The following is a 19,442-nucleotide window of genomic DNA, read 5'->3' on the forward strand; positions in this document are numbered from 1 at the left end:
ATGAAAAAATATCTGACCACAATACTACTTACCAGCATCGCTTTTCCGAGCTTAGCAACCATTGAAATAACAGATAACCTCTCATTGAGTGGGTTTGGTTCAGCCTCTTGGGCGAGATCAGATAACCACACGCCATTACTGATCAACCGATTCATCAAAGACGAAAGCTGCTTTGATTGTGATACAACGTTTGGTGTGCAGCTAGATTATTTCTCCGGTGCATTGCGGTCGTCAGTACAAGTGGTAAAAAGGCCACAAGATCACTGGAGTGACCCGCAGCTCGAATGGGCGTATCTTGCCTATACGTACAAAAACTACGATATTTACGCAGGCCGATTAAGGCTGCCCTTATTTTTAGCGTCCGAGTATTATTACGTCGGGCATGCGCTCACGCCCGCTCGTGCTCCCACAGAAGTATATGATAGTTTACTCGGTATCACGGCCTATAATGGAGTTTCAGTTCGTTGGCTTTATGACCTCAATGACAAAGCGATGATTACTGCCATGCCATTTGTAGGCTTCAAAGACGATAGCAATATCACCATCAATGACAATACAAAACTTAAAGTGGATGTGAATGATGTCGTTGGCATCAATGTGACGCTAAGTGGTGACCGCTATCGCTGGAACTTTGTTTATTTAAATGGAGACTATGACCAAACCACCATTCTTTCGAACACCGAACAAGACGTTCCAGGCCTTGGCACTATTGTGGTCGACCGTTTAACGCTTACAGAAAATGACTCAAAGATAGACCTGTATTCGTTGGGGGCTAAGTATGAAATAGATCGATTCACTCTAGCGGCAGAAGCCCAAACCAGTGATATCTCAACCACTTGGTACGCCACCGCCAGTTATAATAGGAACAAATTCACACCGTACACTGTCTACGGGCAAATCTTCGATGAACATGAAAATAAAACCGGAGATAGCTACCTGTTGGGATTAAGATATGACATTACATACAACGTATCTCTTAATGCAGAATGGCAATATTTTAAGGCGTTTGGTGATGGGTTAGGTACCTTCTCATCAATGCCGGAAGACGATAATGCCAACATGTATACGTTAATGCTCAACTTTGTTTTCTAGTTTTGCTTCTGTTGATTGGCACTTTTCTGCTTCATTTTGAGTTGCTTATCTTTTCGCCTTAACGCTCTAAAAAATTTCGACTCTTCGTGATACCAACCTAATACGCTAATAGGGAATCCCACCAGCATCATGATAAACAAATCCGCTGGCAACTGTTCAATGATATCCATAAAGGAGTGCAAGTCGCCAAAAATGAATAAACCAATTACTTTACCGACCAGCAACGCACAACAAATCATAAAAAACGACTTTAAGATGTAGTGCCATTTGCCTTTTTTACGTTCCTCTTTCCAGTAACTATATTTGTGCTCGCGGTTATACATCTCCCCTCCATACGTGACATTGTCACTCAGCACATAACCACTTGGTTTCAGTGCGCCACATCACTTTAAGCATAGTGTGAATAACAAGGCATTGCTGTCCAAACCAGCCGATCAGCCTAAATATTTTGGACAGCGTTATGGAGAGCATGAAGCGATGCAGGCTAGTGGCAAAACAAGATATAACCCAAGCCTTTGCTCATGCAGGGTTAACCAGATGCGTTGTGGTTATTGCTTTCTAAACACCCAGACAGGGCCAATAAGAAGAAATTGTAAGTCTTCGTAAAATGAAGGCTTGGTTCCTTCTATTTTGTGCCCGATGAATTGCAACATCCAGAGAACACCAAAAATAAGTAAAGAGATATACAGAACCGGAAGTTGGAGCACTTCCAATGACCAGATTAAGCCAATACACGCCAATGTATAGCCCAGCATCATCATGAAGACACTGAGAGACAACCGGTAATAAAATATCCAAACAGGAATGACGGCTAACCATACCCAATTTATTTGATAACCGAGGATAGACAATTGAGGAATCGACCAAATTAACCCAACGACAGAAAGATAAATGCCGGGCACGGCTATCGCGTGAATTTTTCGATTGATTGGGTTTTGATGACTTTCCCCGTAGGCTTTAAGCCAGTCAGATAGTGCTCGCATAGCATTTCCCTCTTTGCCCTTATACTTTTTATATAGCCTGTACTTAATAAAGGCGCGAGTTTTTCTGAAACACGAGCTAATAATTCAATTCGGTCATGGTGATAAGAGCGAGATATCCGTCACTTTCTCCTGCCAATACTCTGATTTATCTGTGCTCTAACTACGCGAAACCTAACGAAGCACGCTGAGCTTTCGTCAACTTAGCAATGACAAGCTCGTATGAACGTTCACATAAATCCTGGATAAGTCCATCCTCGACATCTCCATTGAAATACACCGTGACCCAGTGTCTTTTATTCAAATGGTAACCGGGGGTGATATCAGTGAACTGAGAAGTCAGCACTTCACCATCCTCGGGTTTTACTTTTACACTGACGTAGTCTCGACCCTCTCTTTGGGCAAGTATTGCGAACATTTTCCCTTTGATCTTAAAGACTAAAGCTTCAGGTCCAAACGGAAAGTCGCTTTCCGCGCACATAAACGTATTAAGGTACGTTTCTAACGCTTTGATTTGCATCCCACACCCCGCAATTGATTTTATTCAAACTGTGGCAACAAGCTCTTTAATGCCTCATTAAGCTTTAACTTTTCTTCATCAGACAAGCCATGCATAAAGCCTCGTTGAACCTCAACATGTTCAACAATCAACTTATCGATAAGCATCAAACCCTTAGCCGTCAATTCAACCGTAACACTGCGTCTATCTTCCTTACTATGTTCTCTGACAATTAAACCTTTCGTTTCCAACTTATCTAATCGGTTAGTCATCGCGCCGGAAGTAAGCATCATTGACTCGATCAAGGCAGAAGGCGTCAAACAGTATGGTGCTCCTGCTCGACGCAACGTCGCCAGTACATCAAATTCACCCATTTTAAGGTCATACTGCTTATGAAGCTCTGCGACTCGAGTCTCCATGTGTTTGGCAATTCTCATTAATCGCCCCATGATGGCCATCGGCTGTGTGTCGAGCCCTGGCTTTTCTTTAAACCACTGCTCTACCAGTCTATCAATTGCGTCCATTTCTTACTTCTCTCCAAAGCAACGCGGCTTGTCTAATTACTTTAACATGAAGATACTTTACAAAAAGTAACCTAAGGCGTATCTTTGCACTTAATTATCTTAACGTAAAGATATTTGACATGAACATTTTACTCGCCATGATCCCGGCGTTTTTCTGGGGCACGACTTATGCGGTTACGCAGTATACGGTGCCAGATTGGCCTCCTATTCTGCTGGGTGTCCTGCGCTCGCTGCCTGCGGGCTTACTGCTGCTCGCGATAAAGCCGACATTGCCGAAAAAGCACGAGTGGAGAGCCCTGCTTGTATTAGGCACGATCAACATCGCGCTGTTCTTCTGCCTTGTCTTTGTCATGGCACTCACACTGCCTGCGGCGATTTCAGGCGTGGGTATGGTTTCATTACCCGTATTTGCGATGCTGTACAGTTGGGTGGTCTATAAACGCCCACCTAACGCGTTACAGGTATGCCGAGGCCTTGCTTTGGTTGCCCTCGCGTGGCTGCTATTTAATCCGGCAACCATCACACTGAATCCGGTTGGTTTGATTGCCATGATTTCCGCAATTATGTGTATTGTGATCGGCAGCAGCGTTACTAAAGCACTCGGTACAAGAATGCATTGGTGGACGGTCCTGACTTGGCAGTTGATCATTGGTGGAGTGATTCTGACGATTGTTTCCACTGTGATGGCTAGCCTTGATCCTGAGCCATATCTCAGTGCGGTACGAAATACATCGCTTACTAACATCCTGGGGCTGCTCTGGGTGATCATTCTTAATACCGCATTAAGCTACACCATGTATGTCTGGCTTCTGCAAAGAATGTCTGTGGTTGACTTTACCTTTGGCAACATCATTAATCCGATTGCTGGTATTTTATCTGGCTTGTTACTGCTTGGAGAAAGCTTCACGCCTGTTCAATATAGCTTGATGTTGGGTATGATTCTGGTATCGCTACTACCGCAACTTGTGATGAAATTTTTCAAGTAGGCATGACCAACCTTATTTAGGACGGTACAGATTGATCAAAAAGAGGAAGTCAGCTGACTTCCTCTTTGAATTAAGGCTCGATTTGTTTACTGGGTACTACGCCAGCTCAAGAATGATTTTTTCCAGTTTGTCTAAACCTTCTTTCAGTACTTCTGACTCGATAGTTAGCGGTGGAAGCAGACGAATAACGTTCGCTTTTACCCCACAAGAAAGCAGAATGAGACCGTTCTCTTGCGCTTTAGCAATGACCGCTTTAGTCATATCTTGCAGAGGCTTACCCGTTTCTGGATCAGTAAATTCAATCGCCATCATTGCACCAGTGGTACGGATTTCACCAATCGCAGGTACTGATTTTTGCAGCTCAGTCATACGTGCATTAACCACTTCGCCAATGCCCATCGCTTTCGCACACAAGTCTTCTTCTTCGATGATTTTCAAGACTTCCAGACCAGCAACACAACCTAGTGGAGAACCAGCATACGTGCCGCCTAAGCCACCTGGAAGTGCAGAGTCCATGACATCTGCTTTACCAACCACAGCTGAGATTGGGAAACCACCCGCAATGCCTTTCGCCATCGTCATTAGGTCTGGTTCAATACCCAGGTATTCGGTCGCAAACATCTTACCCGTACGGGCGAAGCCTGTCTGGATTTCATCGGCAATCAGCATGATACCGTGCTTGTCACACAACTCACGCAAGCCTTGTGCAAACGCTTCAGGCGCTTTGTAGAAACCACCCTCGCCTTGTACAGGTTCAAAAATGATCGCTGCAACGCGTGAAGGCTCGATATCACAAGCAAACAGATCATCGATCGCTTGTAGGCTTTGCTCAACGCTGATGCCGTGGAACGCATTTGGGTATGGTGCGTGGTAGATTTCATTTGGGAAAGGACCAAAGCCTGCTTTGTATGGCGCGACTTTACCCGTTAGACCCATTGTCATGTTAGTACGACCATGGAAGCCACCTTTAAACGCAATCACGCCGCTACGGCCAGTGTGAGCACGTGCTACTTTCACGGCGTTTTCAACCGCTTCTGCACCTGTTGTCAGGAAGATGGCTTTCTTCTTAGTCTCACCCGGAGCAAGTTCAGTTAATTTTTCCGCCAGCTCGACGAATGATGCGTAAGGCGTCACCATTGCACAAGTGTGTGAGAAGTTATCGAGCTGAGCTTTTACCGCTTCGCTGATGCGCTTATGAGAATGACCAGTATTAGTCACCGCAATGCCCGCCGCGAAATCGATGTACTTGTTACCTTCAATATCCCAAACATGCGCGTTTTCTGCTTTCTCTACGTAAAGCGGGTATAGCGCACCCATACCTTGAGCAATTACCTGGTTTCTTCTTTCGTGTAGTTGTTGGTTAGTCATTGTTTTTATCCTTAGTTACCGCCAAAGCAGAGATATTTCACGTCCATGTATTCATCGATACCCTGTTTTGCTCCTTCACGTCCGATGCCGGACTGTTTAACGCCACCGAAAGGAGCCACTTCAGTAGAGATCATGCCTTCGTTAATACCCACCATGCCGTATTCAAGCGCTTCTGCGATCTTCCAAACACGGTGAATGTTCTGGCTGTAGAAGTACGATGCTAAGCCGTAAATCGTATCGTTCGCCATTTCGATAAGCTGTTCATCAGTATCAAAGCGAATCACTGGCGCGACAGGGCCGAAGATTTCTTCAGAGACAATCTTCATGTCGTGAGTCACGTCTTTTAGCACCACTGGCTGCATGAACAAGCCATCAAGCTCTTTAAGCTCAGTGACTGGCTTCGCACCTTGCTCGATAGCACCATCAATTAACGCCTGGATGCCCTGCTTCGCTGACTCGCTGATCACCGGGCCGATATTCACGCCCTCTTCCAGGCCATTGCCAACTTTAAGCTGCTGAACGGCGGCATCAAACTTAGTGACAAACTCGTCATACACTTTGCTGTGTACGTAGAAACGGTTCGCACAAACACATGTTTGGCCAGCATTGCGGAATTTAGACGCCATCGCACCAGTTACTGCGGCATCGATATCTGCATCATCAAATACGATGAATGGTGCATTGCCACCCAGCTCCATAGATGTGCGTTTTACGTCACCCGCACATTGCTGCATCAGCACACTGCCGACTTGAGTGGAGCCGGTAAACGAAAGCTTGCGGATCAGTGGGTGTGACGTGAAAATCGCGCCAATCTGACGAGAGCTTTCCCCAAGAACAACTTGAAGTACGTCTCTTGGAATACCCGCTTGATAAGCGAGTTCAGCCACTGCAAATGCAGAAAATGGCGTGGCTTCTGACGGTTTCACGATAAAAGTACAACCTGCCGCTAATGCCGGACCCGCTTTACGGGTGATCATTGCAATCGGGAAGTTCCACGGCGTGATGGCACACGCTACACCAATTGGCTGTTTAATGGTCACCAAACGCTTGTCTGCACTTGGCGATGGAATGGTTTCACCGTAAGTACGTTTCGCTTCTTCTGCAAACCATTCGATAAAGCTTGCACCGTAAAGGACTTCGCCTTGAGCCTCTGCCAACGGCTTGCCTTGCTCTAGTGTCATCAGTCGGCCAAGATCTTCTTTATTTTCTAGCAGAAGTTGGTACCAACGATTAAGTAAGCCAGAGCGAGTTTTCGCTGGCAGCGCCGCCCATTCTTTTTGTGCAACGCTAGCGCGTTCAATACCGTCCAGAATGTCGGTTTCAGTCGTCACTGGCGCGTAGCCAAGCACTTCGCCCGTGGCTGGGTTGGTTACCGCTGTACCTTGCACTTCACTCGCCACCATGAACGAAAGAAGGCTTTTGTTTTTAATCTGTTCCATGGTTATTCCTTTTAACCGCTTTTCAACAGCGCCACACTAACGAAGCAACTCGTGGCGATGTATTTCGCTTTTTAAGCTGGGATCTGCTGTGTAATGCAGTGAATATTTCCACCGCCAAGCAGCACTTCTCTTGACGGTATAGCAATGATTTGATGCTCTGGCATCGCGTTTTGCAAAATTTCGATTGCGATCGCATCCGTTTCTTCGTCGAGCATCGGCAAAAATACATGGTCGTTCACAATGAGGAAGTTCGCGTATGACGCACTGAGGCGCTCACCGGCTTGTCTGCTCATTCCTGCACTCGCATCAATGCCATTGGCTTCAGCTTCACTGTAGTGCAGTGGCCCTGGTATTGGTAGACGGACAATCTCGATATCGCGTCCCTTTGCGTCTTGCTGTGACTTCAGCGCTTTTTCAGCTTGTCTGGAAAGCTCGTACTGCGGATCGCTAGGATCGTCAGTCCAACTCAACACGACTTTACCCGGTGCAATCACATGCAGCAGGTTATCCACGTGACCATCAGTTTCGTCATTGAATAAACCATTTGGAACCCAAATGACTTTTTCGATGCCTAGATAAACTTTTAACTGCTCTTCAATTTCCGTTTTGCTCAAGTGAGGGTTACGACCCGGACTAAGCAGGCACTCTTCTGTCGTGTAAAGCGTCCCTTCTCCATCGGTATGAATCGAGCCACCTTCAAGTACAAACGGGGCGCGGTAGTAATCAATACCGATGATGTCGCACACGGAACCTGCAACTAAATCATCTTGCTGCCAGTTTTCATACAAGCCGTTGTATTCTCCGCCCCAAGCATTGAACTTCCAGCTAATACCACGGCGATCACCCGTTTGATTCACAACAACCGTTGGGCCAATATCTCGCATCCATGCATCGTTAAATGGAATTTCTACCAAACGAACGTCGGGATGAAGCAACTTTCGCGCACGGTCAAAGTTGTGAGAACACACTGCAACACTGACTTTTGTCACGTCGACAATTGCGTTGGCGATTCTGGCAAACGTCTCCTGTGCAGGAACCGCACCGTCACGCCAGTTATCACGTCTTTCGGGCCAAGCTAGCCAGACTTCACTTACCGGCTGAAATTCAGCCGGAAAATAGAAGCCATCTTGTGCTGGTGTTGTAGATAACTTCATAGTAACGCCTCTTTAAACAGCCAACTTTCCAACGCTTGTGTATAGCTCAGGACGACGGTCGCGGAACAGACCCCAAGCGTGACGAGCTTTTGCTGTTGCTTCTAGATCGATCTCTGCGTAAATTATCGTCTCGCCTTCACGTGGCGCTTCCGCAATTTTTGCACCCGTGTGGTCAGTAATGAAAGAAGATCCGTAGAACGTCGTTTCAATGCCGTCATCCACTTCTGTACCGACTCGGTTTGAAGCGATTACCGGCACTAAGTTTGCCGCAGAGTGACCTTGCATCGTACGCTGCCAGTGGTCACGAGAGTCCAATGTTGGATCTTGTGGTTCAGAGCCGATTGCCGTTGGGTAGAAAATCGCTTCTGCACCATGCAAAGCCAGACTACGTGCTAGCTCTGGGAACCATTGATCCCAGCAAATGCCCGCACCAAATTTACCAAACTTGGTTTGCCATACTTTGAAGCCAGTGTCACCAGGGCTAAAGTAGTACTTTTCGCTGTAGCCAGGGCCGTCAGGGATGTGAGATTTACGGTAGTTTTCCAGTACCGTGCCGTCAGCATCGATCATCACTAGCGAGTTAAAAAAGGTATTACCCGCTTTTTCAAAATAGCTAACAGGAATAACCACACCCAGCTCTTTAGCCAAAGCACTCATCTCTTTGATAAGGCGACAATTCTCTGTTTCTTCCGCTAATTCAAAGTATTTCGCTTCTTGTTTTTTGCAGAAGTAAGGCGCTGCGAATAGTTCCTGAGGAAGAATCACATTCGCACCATTTTGTGCCGCTTCACGAATCGCCTTTTTTGCTTTTTCTAGGTTATCTTCCAGATCCCAGCTCTTAGTTAGTTGAAGAGCTGCAAATTTAACTACTTTGCTCATTGGATATTCCTTATCTCTTAAATCGCTAGTTTGTCACGTAAGTTGTAGTAAGCCGCACCCATTGCTGTAAATGGAATTTGGAAGTGACGGCCACCCGGGAAGGAGTAGTGTTTTAGTGCTGCAAACGCATCAAAGCGTTCCGCGTGTCCGGTTAAAGCTTCAGCTAGAAGCTTACCTGCAAGGTGTGTACACGTAACGCCGTGGCCACTGTAGCCTTGTAGGTAGTAAATGTTGTCTGCAAATGAGCCGAACTGAGGCATACGTGAATAGGTCAGCAAGAAGTTACCTGTCCACGCATAATCAATCTTAATACCCTTCAATTGAGGGAAAACTTTTTCTAGTTTTGGACGAATCAACGATTCTACGTTTTCTGGATCACGAGCACCGTAAACTACGCCGCCTCCGAAAAGCATTCGCTTGTCTGCCGTTAAGCGGAAGTAATCCAGCAGGTAGTTACAGTCTTCAACACAGTAGTCACTGGTCAGTACTTGCTTTAGCTGCTCTTCATTCAGTGGTTCCGTAGCAATAACCTGTGTACCACAAGGAATCGCTTTATTACTGATATTCGGTGCCAGGCCACCTAGGTACGCGTTACCTGCCAGCACAACGTATTTGCTCTTAACGCTGCCTTGCGCCGTTTTCACTACTGGATTAATACCTTTATCAATCGATAGCACAGCAGACTGTTCAAAAATTTGGCCACCCAGAGAAACAAAAGCCGCCGCTTCGCCTAACGCCAGTTTAAGCGGGTGGATGTGGCCACCACGCATGTCCAGCAGACCGCCAGTATAAACTTTCGTACCTACGGCCTTTTCAACTTCACCTGCGTCCAGCAGAGTGAGCTGATCGTTGCCGTAGCGTTCCCAGTTTTTCTTATGCTCTTCAAGACCTTTAAGCTGTTTCTTAGTCAGCGCCGTGAACAAGCCACCTTGTTTTAAATCACATTCAATGTCGTATTTATCAACCAGACCACGGATGATGTCGCCACCTTCAAAGATCATGTCGCACAGTGCTTTTGCCTGGCGTTGGTCGTAACGGCTTTCAATAACATCAACATCTCGGCTGTAACTGTTGACGATCTGGCCACCGTTACGACCAGTTGCTCCAAAACCTACTTTTGCACTTTCCAGCACAACTACTTTGAAACCTTTTTCTGCGAGATGCAGTGCAGAAGAAAGACCAGAGAAGCCTGCGCCAACCACACACACATCACACTCGATGTTGTCTTGAAGTTGTGGGTAGTCCGGCATGTTTGGCACAGAGTGCGCGTAGAACGAATCCGTATGCTTGTTCATATTGATATTCCTTTATTAATCGTCAGCTGGGTTAGAACGTGTGCCTTTTTAGGCGTGAAGGCGAATCCAAGTGGTCTTGGTTTCTGTGAATTTCTCAATGGCGTGCAGCGATTTATCTCGCCCATTTCCGCTCATTTTGAATCCACCGAATGGAACCGTCATGTCACCTTCGTTGTAGTTGTTCACCCATACCGAGCCGGCTTGTAGTCGTTTAGCGACTCGGTGAACACGGTTGATGTTGCTGCTCCAAAGTGCCGCGCCCAGGCCGTACTTAGAGTCGTTGGCAATTTCGATAGCTTGTGCTTCATCCTTGAATGGAATCACACAGAGTACTGGTCCGAAGATTTCCTCTTGAGCAACGCGGTATTGATTATCCACGTTATCCAAAATAGTTGGCTCGACGAACGCACCTTGACCTTCAACATTGCCACCACAGCGCAAAATGGCGCCTTCAGACTGGCCTAATGTAATGTATTCCAACACTTTTGATTTGTGTTCTTGGTCGATAAGCGCACCCATAGAAGAACTAGGATCCATTGGATCTTTTGGTGCAAAAGCTTTAGCCGCTTCGATCACTTTTTCGATGAACTGCTCTTTAATGCTTTCATGAATCAGCAGACGCGTTGCTGCCACACACACTTCACCCTGGTTATAGAAACAACCCGCTGCCGTTTCAGCCGCCGCGCGGTCTAAATCATCACAGTCTTCGAATACGATGTTGGCATTCTTACCACCAGCTTCTGCGAAGACACGTTTCAGGTTACTTTCGCCAGAACGAACCATCAGCTGGCCAGCGATGCGCGTAGAACCAGTGAAAGCGATACAATCCACATCTTGGTGTGTTGCCAGCGCGTCACCCGCTTCATGACCAAAACCTGTGATGACCTGGAACACACCCTTTGGCAAACCAGCTTGTTCTGCAAGTTGACCTAAGAAGATAGCAGTGAGTGAGGACTTTTCTGACGGCTTCAGGATCACGCTGTTGCCTGCCGCAAGCGCTGGACCAAGCTTCCAGCAAGCTAGCCAGAGTGGGAAGTTCCATGGAACAACCGCCGAGACAACACCAATCGCTTGGTGAGAAATAAACGCGTGAACATCTTTTTCTGTTGGTGCGACTTCGCCATAGACTTTATCGATCGCTTCTGCGTACCAGCGTAATGATGAAGCCGCGCCAGGGATATCTGTAGAGAAGCTGTGAGAAATAGGTTTACCGGTATCCAGAGTTTCAAGCAGAGCCAACTCTTCACGGTTTTGGTCTATCAGATCAGCGAACTGTTTTAGAATCGCTTTACGATGTGCAGGGCTGCTTTCACTCCACTGACCTGATTGAAATGCTTTACGAGCGTATGACACCGCAAGATCGACATCTTCACTTTCACAACGAGCAATTTCGGTAAATATTTCGTCTGTTGCTGGATTAACGACAGGGATCGTTTTTCCACTTAATGCTGCGCTGTATTCACCGTTGATGTACGCCCTGTTTTCGATGTTTAGATTGTTTTTAAGTTCAATCCATTGTTCTTGAGTTTTCATACGCTCTCCTTGTTATCACACAAGGCAAGCACCACTTAGAATGTGGTTGGCGTATGCGCGCTTATCATTCGACAAGCCTTGTCTGTGTGATTCGTAAATCTGTGTGGCTGAGTCGTATCAATAACGTACGACTCGCCTTCTTTGATGACGAACGAACGGCCTTTGTATTCGAGAGTGATTTCTCCCTCTAGTACCGTGCCAATTTCTTCGCCTTCGTGTTTTATTTCAGCTGAACCTGTTGTTCCGTGTGGTGCATATTCTTCGATCAGGAATCCAATCACCTGCTCTTTCGTGCCGTTGGTCACCAGTTTCATCGAAACGGTTTCGCTGCCCATTTCGACCAGCTCTTCTGGCGTAACGACAACTTTCACTTCATCATTCTGAGTTTGTTCAAAAATGAAAAACTCCGACAGAGATAAAGAAAATACGTTCACTATTTTTTGCAACGAGCTAACCGAAGGGCTCACTTTGCCATTTTCAATCGATGAAATAGCACTGTGAGTAATGCCCGCTCGCTCGGCTAATTCTCGTTGTGACAATCCATGTTTTTTTCTTAACTGAACAATATTTCTACCAATCTCTTGATTGTCCATTCATGTGGCTCCAAAAATTAAAGAGAAGCCGCCATAATAAATTCTTTGAATAAAATTTGTGAGAAATGATTGGTTTTTGCTTTCCATTCTGGGTGCCACTGCACGCCAACGAAATATTTTTGCCCAGCCAGGCTAAAAGCTTCTATCAAACCATCGGGTGCTTTCGCTTCAACTTTAAGCTGCGGCGCTAGCTGATCAACACCTTGATTGTGCAGCGTATTGACTTCAAAGAAGGTCGTATTTTCCCAATGATTTTCAACTAACCATTGTTCAAATAAGCTCTCCTTTTGAACTAATACTGCATGAGCAGGCGCGTATTTCTGTTCGAAATCATCAACAGGTGCTTCGCGGTGATCATTAAAACCAGAATCGTGAACCGCAGGGTTAAGAGTGCCACCTAATGCAACGTTCATCTCCTGGAAACCGCGACAAATACCAAGACAAGGAATGTCTTTATCTACCGCGTGTCGAATCAGGTTCAGTGCCAATTCATCGCGTGCTTCATCTTTCTTATTCTCAGTATGGCTAGCGTTGTAGCGATGTGGCGCAACATTTGAGTGGCTGCCCGGGAACAAGAAACCGTCACAAAGCTCCAGGATTGAGTCGACTTCATCACTCGACATATCCGGCGCTAACATAACAGGCAGACCACCAAAGTCTTTCACTGCGCGTAGGTAAAAATCATTGACCGCCTGAATTTGGTAACCACCTAACTCCTTGGTGCAGCTAACAACGCCAATGATGGGTTTGCGTGTCGTTGTCATAACATATCCGTGTTCAATTTATTTAACATCAACACTACAAATCGTGTACAAAATTATCAACATCGACGTTCGATATTATCGCCACAATGTGACACAGAGCACTTTTTAGGCCATTAAATTGAATATTTATGCTCATTATATTGAACAAAACAAAAACGACTGTTACAAAATAGTTAACAACAAAGCACAAAAATAACCCATTAAAAAGTCAGAACACAAGATAAGTGGTTGTTTAAATTAAATATAACTGAATTAACACGCACATTAATTAACGCTTTGTAATTTAATTGTTAATTTAGCTATCTCTAATTTCTACTCATCTGGCTATTGGAGAAAAAAATGGAATCGTATCTACAGGAAGTTCAAAATTTTAAACAACAGTGGCCCAACATCGAGTTCGTCGACCTCATCTTTACCGACATCAATGCAACACCAAGAGGCAAACGTATCCCGGTAGAGGCTCTGGAAAAGCTTAACAAAGGTGTCGCATTACCTCTTTCAACCATTACGCTCGATACGAAAGGTAATGTGGTAGAAACGGCAGGGTTAGGCGAAGACTTGGGCGAACCGGACAATCTTTGTTTCCCGATCAGCGGTACATTGATGCCAACCGCGAAAGAACAAGTTGGCCAATTGCTACTGAGCATGATGGATGATTCAGGAAAACGACCAAATCCTTTGTTCATTCGCAATATCCTCGCTTCGATACTTGAGAAGTTAAAAGCTAAAGATCAGTACCCTTGTGTTGCTCTGGAACTGGAATTTTACTTAATTGATAAACAGCGCGGTGAGAATGGCACACCTTTAACCGCCATCAACCCTACTAAGAAAACACGTGAGAAAGATACCGAGGTGTACGACTTAGATGGGCTTGATGACTATGCTGACTTCTTATCGGATCTCAACAAAATCGCATTGGAACAGGGCTTAAATACCTCAGGCGCTCTTTCGGAATCGGCTCCAGGCCAGTTTGAAATCAACTTTAACCATTCAAAAGATGTCCTTCGTGCGTGTGACGAAATCATCATCGCTAAGCGCCTGATCCGTCAGGTGGCCCACCAGCACGGGTTCGATGCAACCTTTATGGCTAAGCCTTTCGGCGAACAAGCTGGTAATGGTATGCACATCCACTTAAGTTTGATGGATAGCGCTGGCAACAACCACTTTAGCCAACAAGATGGCGAAGCGAGTCCCCTCTTTTATCAAACTATGGCGGCGATGCTTGAACAAACATCAGATGCCATGGGATTAATTTGTCCTAATGTTAACTCTTTCCGCCGTTTTGTTCCTGGTGCTTACGTTCCTACAAAAGCGGACTGGGGCGAAAACCATCGTGGTGTCGCATTACGTGTTCCTATCAGCGATAGTAAAAACCGTCGCATCGAACATCGTATCGCGGGAGCTGACGTTAACCCTTACATCCTCGCTGCAGTAGTACTTTCCGCGGTATTAGCGAGCGAAAACTATACCAAAGACCAATGTCCATCAACCTTAAGCGACGACGCGATTGACTTACCTGTGCGTATGTCAGAAGCTCTAGAGCAGTTGGAACACAGTGAGCTGGCTCAGTACATTTCAAGGGACTTTATCGATATGTATTTAGCTTGCAAACGCAGTGAACTCGCTGAATTTGAGCGCGCTATCACGCCACTGGAAATTGACTGGATGTTGCACTCGGCATAAACAAAGGAAATGTAATTTATGACTACGCAAACAAAGGCGATGGATGCGCCGTTAAAATTCAACATGCAACATATGATTATCTCGTTAATTTGTGTTGCGACATTCGTACTATTTACGACGATCGGATTAAATCACGAAGAGGGGCAAACCTACGGATGGATGAGCCTTCTTCCAACCGCATTGGTTTTAGTCTTCGCGTTAACGACGCATCGAACTGTAGAAGCACTGTTTAGCGGCGCAATTGCCGGGGTTCTATTACTTAACCCAACTGAAGCAGTAGAACAAATCGTTGATATCTCAATGACGGTGATGATGGACGAAACCATTGCTTGGATCATCCTGGTATGTGGCTTGATGGGCGGCCTGATAGCTATCCTTGAGAAAGGCGGCAGTATCCTAAGCTTCTCAGATATGCTGGTAACGAAAGTTAAGAGCCGTAAACAGTCGATGGTAATGACGTTTTTGCTCGGTATTGTCATCTTTATCGACGATTACTTAAACGCGATTGCTATCTCTTCATCAATGAAGAAGGTAACCGATGGCTACCAAATCTCTCGAGAAAAACTATCGTACCTTGTTGACTCAACGGCGGCACCAATCTGTATTCTTGTACCAATCTCGACTTGGGCTATCTTCTTTAGCTCTCTTCTTGAGTCAAATGGCGTTGCTGAGACAGGTAAAGGTATTCAAACCTATATCGAAGCGATCCCATACATGGCTTATGGCTGGGTAACGTTAGCCATCGTTCTGTTGGTTGCGATGGAAAAGATTCCAGATCTAGGTGCGATGAAAGCAGCAGAACAACGAGCGAAGAATGGTCAAGTTCGTCCTGACGGCGCGACCGATGTAGATTTTGGCTCTGATATTGCGGCTCATACTAATCCAACAATGGGTCTGATTAACTTCCTACTGCCTATGGTTGTTCTGGTTGCAGCAAGCTGGTACTTCGGTATTGACCTATTGGCTGGTGTATTCGTAGCAATTATCTTCACTGTATGCTTCTACGGTCTACAACGACTCATCTCGATGAACGACATGTTTGAAGCTGTTTATGACGGCATTAAAGTCATGTTACTACCGCTTGCGACAGTAATCGGCGGCTTTATGCTGAAAAATGTCAACGACTCGTTGGGTGTAACACAATACGTGATCGAGACAGTTAGCCCATACCTGAGCGCTTCTTACTTCCCTGCAATCATCTTCCTGATTACTGGTGGTCTGGTATTCGCGACAGCATCTTCTTGGGGCACATTCGCAGTAGCAATGCCTATCGTTCTGCCATTGGGTGAGCAACTTGGCGTACCACTGCATCTAACAGTTGCGGCTCTGCTTTCTGCATCTGCTGCGGGTAGCCATTCTTGTTTCTTCAGTGACTCAACCGTACTTTCTGCACAAGGTTCTGGCTGTACTTCAATGCAACACGCAACAACCCAGTTCCCTTATGCATTGATCGGTATTATAGCAACAGCAATTTTCTTCCTTGTTATTGGATAATCACTGACCTTTAATACCAAAAGCCCCGCTGACAAATAGCGGGGCTTTGTTTTTTCTCCCCACCCCACTAGCCCATCACACAACGGCTAAACAGTATTGAGTTCAGCCACCGCCCTTATGCTCCTGACAGAGTGTTACCCTCTTCAATTTTTGACAATTTGAGCACGAGTTCCTAACGCATAGACTTAAACTTGCATGCCTCTGCCTAACGTAGGAAGAGAATTTAGTTTTTGCGCAAGCAGTGACAAAATGGGTCAAATCGTTGTAGTTTTATGTTTAGGAAGAATCGTATTAGTGTTACGAGTTGGACAATAGCTCGCCGCAGGGTAACAAATCGAAATCGAGATGTCTTACTAAATCAGTAGCACAGGGACGTAATAGGAGTGCATCATGCAATATAAACTTAAAGTGAGTTCTTTAATTAAACCTATTGTGTTAATTGCTTGCATGTTACTTAGCGCCTGCACTCAGGGTGACTGGCGAACTGCCAGCCGCGAGCCTGCAGGCATTGCTCCTAACCCTACTGATGTTAAACAAGCGGTGATCGAATTCTATGCTGCGGATGCTTTTGGATGGCGTGGCTGGTTTGCCGTACACACCTGGCTAGCGATTAAGCCAGAGAATGCGAATGAATATACCGTCTATGAAGTGGTTGGGTGGCGTGTCGGCCGCGGACAACCCGCACTTTATACCTATCAAACAGCTACACCTGACCGTTACTGGTATGGCGCTCGTCCCGAAAAAGTGCTCTCTATTCAAGGTGAAAAGGCCCGTAATCTCATTCCTAAAATTCAGCGCGTTGTAGAGCACTACCCTTACGCGAACGAATACACGCTATTTCCGGGTCCAAACAGTAATACTTTTCCTGCGTGGGTCGGTCAGCAAGTTCCCGAGCTTGATTTAGACATGCCGTTTCGTGCTATTGGTAGTGGTTACATTAACTAAGTGCTGAGCAGGGAAGCCATCGATTAGTCATCACATTACGAACAAAAATGTCTTCCTCCTCGAGTGAGTTGTTACGTCACTATGCATTAAGTTGGTGACTTCATCTCTATAGAACAATTCACCCTATTTCAAACGAGCTTATCTAACACTCCCTTTCTTTAAAAGGCACAAATCATTTCCTCAACACAAGTAAGTAAAGCTTTTTCCTCCGCCCAGTAAACAGAGTCATTGTCTTTTTCAAACAAAACGACATAAATCTCTGGCTCACATGGACAATACGTAAAAAGCAGAGTCACCTCTTCTTTTCCACGGATTGCACCAATAACGTCGCTTTTTGTCACCGTAAATGAAAGTAACTGGCACTACCCAGCAACAGCTTAGGTTTTCTATCGTTAGTCGACAGGTACTTACCTAACATCTTGGAATCAAAAGGAGATTGATATGACAAACCAAGGAAGGTTCACCTTAACAGCGCTAGCATTGGCACTTTTATCCGGATGCAACAATGATGATGCAACCCCAGAAATCGAGGCTGATACCGTATTTTACAACGGTACGATCGTGACCATGGATGGGGATCAGAGCGTAGCGAGTTCTTTGGCGATCAAAGATGGCAAAATTGTTGGATTGAATGTCGAAAGTGACGACTACTCATCCGAAGATACCCGACTTATCGACCTCAACAATCAAACCATCGTTCCTGGTTTCATTGACGCACATGGCCATTTGTCGATGGTTGCACAAACGGTTAACTTCGCGAACCTTGCCCCATCTCCGATTGGAAACAGTGACACTATTGCCCTGTTGGTCAACGAAATGCAGCAGTTTTGGGACGGTAAAACTTTAGCTGAAGGACAATGGATGGTCGGGATGAGTTACGATGACTCCTTACTGGCAGAGAAGCGACATCCAACAAGATACGATCTAGACCAAATTAGTACTGAGGTACCGATTGTTATCGTTCACGTATCCTTTCATCTAGCGGTTGTGAATAGTAAAGCACTCGAGTTGCTAGGTATTGATGCCACCACGGCTAATCCAGATGGCGGTAAAATTGTTCGAGTCTCTGGAAGCAATGAGCCGAATGGGGTTCTAGAAGAAACCGCAATGTACTTAGCTATGGGCGGACTGTCATCCGCACCTCAGTCAGCCGATGCAGTAAAAACAACTTTTAAAGCCGCGCAAGAGTACTACGCTAGTTTTGGTATCACCACCATACAAGAAGGTGCAGCGAGTCATGAATCAGTTTTACTCTATGAAGATTTAGGAGCGTCAGGTGATTTGTTCTTAGATATCGTCGCCTACCCGACTTGGGATGCGTACAGCATGATGAAACTGGATGGCTACGCACCAAGCAAGACGTATACAAATAACTTTAGAATTGGCGGTGCTAAAATTGTCCTTGATGGTTCACCACAAGGCAAAACTGCGTTTATGACTCAGCCATATTTAAATCCACCAGTTGGAGAAGCGGCCAGCTATGTAGGTTATCCCACCCTGACCAGCGAGTTCCTCGAAACTAAGCTGAGAAGTTACCTAGACGAAGGCACTCAGTTCATCGTTCACACTAATGGTGATGCGTCTGTCGATGTGTATTTGGCCGCGCTCGACGCAATTTCAACGGAAAGCGATGACTTTAGCAAAATTCGTCCGGTTTCCATTCATTCTCAAACCACTCGAGATGATCAACTAGAAGCGATGGTCAAATATCAAATGATCCCATCATTCTTTAGCGCACATACCTTTTTCTGGGGAGATTGGCATCGCGACGAAGTGTTTGGTGAAGAGCGAGCAATTCGAATCAGTCCAACCCGCTCTGCAAGTAACTTAGGCATTAACTATACCACTCATAACGATGCTCCCGTTGTTGACCCAGATATTATTCGACTCATCTACAACACGGTAAACCGAGTTACACGCTCTGGTCAGACACTAGGAGAAGACCAAAAAGCAACCGCGTATGAAGCCTTGGCATCAGTCACTAAAAACGCCGCATATCAATATCTTGAAGAAGACCAAAAGGGGACAATTGAAGTTGGAAAACTAGCCGATCTTGTGGTCCTTTCAGCCAACCCTCTAACCATCGAACCTGAAAAAATGAACACCATAGAAGTGTTAAAGACCTACAAAGAAGGTCAACTCGTCTACACTCAATAATGATTAGACCTAAAAGCTCAAAGAGCTAATTACCAAAACGGCGCAAGATACCTGCGC

At 45.7% G+C, this 19,442-nt stretch carries 18 protein-coding genes; 6 read left to right on the forward strand and 12 right to left on the reverse strand.

The genetic code is table 11. The annotated features are described in order from the left end of the window. Entirely contained in the window at window positions 1–1,092 is a 1,092-nt protein-coding gene (locus tag VER99_RS08120; protein WP_020336388.1) for an ABC sulfate transporter permease, read from the forward strand. Here the strand turns inward: VER99_RS08120 and VER99_RS08125 are convergent. The 4 genes from VER99_RS08125 to VER99_RS08140 form a co-directional block, all read right to left on the reverse strand. Beyond that, window positions 1,089–1,415, reverse strand: coding sequence for a hypothetical protein (locus VER99_RS08125; RefSeq protein ID WP_020336389.1), 327 nt, complete (start codon window positions 1,413–1,415; stop codon window positions 1,089–1,091). The genes VER99_RS08120 and VER99_RS08125 overlap by 4 nt on opposite strands. Before the next feature lie 225 nt (window positions 1,416–1,640). After that, window positions 1,641–2,075: an Mpo1 family 2-hydroxy fatty acid dioxygenase gene (locus VER99_RS08130; protein WP_020336390.1), complete on the reverse strand. Its 435-nt coding sequence runs from the start codon at window positions 2,073–2,075 to the stop codon at window positions 1,641–1,643. 160 nt (window positions 2,076–2,235) lie between these two features. After that, window positions 2,236–2,592: an MmcQ/YjbR family DNA-binding protein gene (locus tag VER99_RS08135; RefSeq protein WP_020336391.1), complete on the reverse strand. Its 357-nt coding sequence runs from the start codon at window positions 2,590–2,592 to the stop codon at window positions 2,236–2,238. A 20-nt stretch (window positions 2,593–2,612) separates the two neighbouring features. After that, window positions 2,613–3,095, reverse strand: coding sequence for a MarR family winged helix-turn-helix transcriptional regulator (locus VER99_RS08140; RefSeq protein ID WP_020336392.1), 483 nt, complete (start codon window positions 3,093–3,095; stop codon window positions 2,613–2,615). A gap of 119 nt (window positions 3,096–3,214) precedes the next feature. Here VER99_RS08140 and VER99_RS08145 point away from each other — a divergent pair, with 119 nt between their 5' ends. After that, window positions 3,215–4,081 carry a DMT family transporter gene (locus VER99_RS08145; protein WP_020336393.1) on the forward strand — a complete coding sequence of 289 codons (867 nt, stop codon included), beginning with the start codon at window positions 3,215–3,217 and terminating at the stop codon, window positions 4,079–4,081. 96 nt (window positions 4,082–4,177) lie between these two features. Here the strand turns inward: VER99_RS08145 and gabT are convergent, their stop codons facing one another. From gabT to VER99_RS08185, 8 genes are all read right to left on the reverse strand, one after another. Then, window positions 4,178–5,449 carry a 4-aminobutyrate--2-oxoglutarate transaminase gene (gene gabT / locus VER99_RS08150; RefSeq protein ID WP_020336394.1) on the reverse strand — a complete coding sequence of 424 codons (1,272 nt, stop codon included), beginning with the start codon at window positions 5,447–5,449 and terminating at the stop codon, window positions 4,178–4,180. Between the two features lie 11 nt (window positions 5,450–5,460). Beyond that, window positions 5,461–6,888 carry an NAD-dependent succinate-semialdehyde dehydrogenase gene (locus VER99_RS08155; protein WP_020336395.1) on the reverse strand — a complete coding sequence of 476 codons (1,428 nt, stop codon included), beginning with the start codon at window positions 6,886–6,888 and terminating at the stop codon, window positions 5,461–5,463. Window positions 6,889–6,959: 71 nt separating this feature from the next. Continuing rightward, on the reverse strand, window positions 6,960–8,042 hold the full coding sequence (gene aguA / locus VER99_RS08160; RefSeq protein ID WP_014232020.1) for an agmatine deiminase: 1,083 nt from the start codon (window positions 8,040–8,042) through the stop codon (window positions 6,960–6,962). A 12-nt stretch (window positions 8,043–8,054) separates the two neighbouring features. Beyond that, window positions 8,055–8,921: an N-carbamoylputrescine amidase gene (gene aguB, locus VER99_RS08165; protein WP_014232021.1), complete on the reverse strand. Its 867-nt coding sequence runs from the start codon at window positions 8,919–8,921 to the stop codon at window positions 8,055–8,057. Between the two features lie 17 nt (window positions 8,922–8,938). Beyond that, a complete protein-coding gene (locus VER99_RS08170; protein WP_020336396.1) occupies window positions 8,939–10,216 on the reverse strand; it encodes an NAD(P)/FAD-dependent oxidoreductase in 1,278 nt (425 codons plus the stop codon). A gap of 48 nt (window positions 10,217–10,264) precedes the next feature. Continuing rightward, a complete protein-coding gene (locus VER99_RS08175; protein WP_020336397.1) occupies window positions 10,265–11,749 on the reverse strand; it encodes an aldehyde dehydrogenase in 1,485 nt (494 codons plus the stop codon). Window positions 11,750–11,784: 35 nt separating this feature from the next. Beyond that, complete coding sequence (gene puuR, locus VER99_RS08180) at window positions 11,785–12,342, reverse strand: HTH-type transcriptional regulator PuuR (protein ID WP_014232024.1); 558 nt, start codon at window positions 12,340–12,342, stop codon at window positions 11,785–11,787. Window positions 12,343–12,359: 17 nt separating this feature from the next. Beyond that, complete coding sequence (locus VER99_RS08185; RefSeq protein WP_014232025.1) at window positions 12,360–13,106, reverse strand: gamma-glutamyl-gamma-aminobutyrate hydrolase family protein; 747 nt, start codon at window positions 13,104–13,106, stop codon at window positions 12,360–12,362. Window positions 13,107–13,445: 339 nt separating this feature from the next. Between VER99_RS08185 and VER99_RS08190 the strand changes: the two genes are divergently transcribed. From VER99_RS08190 to VER99_RS08205, 4 genes are all read left to right on the forward strand, one after another. Continuing rightward, the gene (locus VER99_RS08190; RefSeq protein ID WP_020336398.1) at window positions 13,446–14,789 is read left to right on the forward strand and encodes a glutamine synthetase family protein; all 1,344 of its coding nucleotides are present in this window, start codon (window positions 13,446–13,448) and stop codon (window positions 14,787–14,789) included. An 18-nt stretch (window positions 14,790–14,807) separates the two neighbouring features. Continuing rightward, entirely contained in the window at window positions 14,808–16,283 is a 1,476-nt protein-coding gene (locus VER99_RS08195; protein ID WP_014232027.1) for a Na+/H+ antiporter NhaC family protein, read from the forward strand. Between the two features lie 390 nt (window positions 16,284–16,673). Next, the gene (locus VER99_RS08200; RefSeq protein WP_014232028.1) at window positions 16,674–17,228 is read left to right on the forward strand and encodes a DUF3750 domain-containing protein; all 555 of its coding nucleotides are present in this window, start codon (window positions 16,674–16,676) and stop codon (window positions 17,226–17,228) included. A gap of 441 nt (window positions 17,229–17,669) precedes the next feature. After that, complete coding sequence (locus VER99_RS08205) at window positions 17,670–19,385, forward strand: amidohydrolase (RefSeq protein WP_020336400.1); 1,716 nt, start codon at window positions 17,670–17,672, stop codon at window positions 19,383–19,385. Window positions 19,386–19,442: the final 57 nt, after the last annotated feature.

It is taken from the genome of Vibrio natriegens NBRC 15636 = ATCC 14048 = DSM 759, assembly GCF_035621455.1.
In the GTDB taxonomy this organism is placed as follows: domain Bacteria; phylum Pseudomonadota; class Gammaproteobacteria; order Enterobacterales; family Vibrionaceae; genus Vibrio; species Vibrio natriegens.